This window comes from Nitratidesulfovibrio liaohensis (assembly GCF_011682075.1).
GTDB lineage: Bacteria > Desulfobacterota > Desulfovibrionia > Desulfovibrionales > Desulfovibrionaceae > Cupidesulfovibrio > Cupidesulfovibrio liaohensis.
Window position 1 is genome coordinate 1 of the sequence record NZ_VSMK01000713.1, and the last position, 731, is coordinate 731.

Consider the following 731-nt stretch of genomic DNA (forward strand, 5'->3'; position numbering starts at 1 on the left):
GCCGCTTCCAGCCGTTCCTCCACCTCGCGCGGGGGCAGGCCGAGGTCGCGCGCCAAGTCCCGCGGCGCGCGGGGCAGGTGCAGGATGTTGCGTCCCGTGCGGCTGCGGGTGGCCTCGTCCTCGTAGTTGCCGTAGGCCGTGCAGCCGAAGGCCCGGGCCACCAAATCCGCATCGGAAACGTAGGCCGGCCCCGCGCCGGTGGCCCGGGCGGGGCCGCCCCTGCCGTCCCCGTCGCCGCTCGGGCCTGCATGCGTATCCATGGCCGGGCTCACATCCGCCCTCACCTCCGGCCCCACATCCAGTGGTCCGCAGGCCTCTTCGATGTCCGCCAGGGTATACGTATAGAACAGCCCCTCGCCGTGCGCGCCGTCCAGTTCGCTGTCGGCGTCCTCGGCACTGTAAAAGGCCCCTTCGGGCGAGGTCAGGTCGCGCAGGACGTAGGCGGCGGTCTCTTCCGCCGAGCGGCGGAACTCGCCGTCGCCGGTGGCCAGCCACGCCTCGGCGTAGGCCAGCATCAGCATGGCCTGGTCGTAGAGCATCTTCTCGAAGTGGGGCAGCAGCCAGCGGGCGTCGGTGGAATAGCGGTGAAAGCCGTAGCCCACGTGGTCGTGGATGCCCCCGCGCCGGATGGCCCGCAGGGTCTGCGCGGCCATGCGCAGGGCCTTTGCACCGCCGGGTTCCTCTCCCGTCGGCATGGCGCCTGCCTGCGCCAGCCCCGGCTGCCCGGCGGC

The 731-nt window shown here is 72.6% G+C and carries 1 pseudogene; it reads right to left on the minus strand.

The features are described 5' to 3' along the window. Positions 1-695: pseudogene (locus FVW27_RS18060) on the minus strand (thioredoxin domain-containing protein); the annotation flags it as partial. Positions 696-731 lie beyond the last annotated feature (36 nt).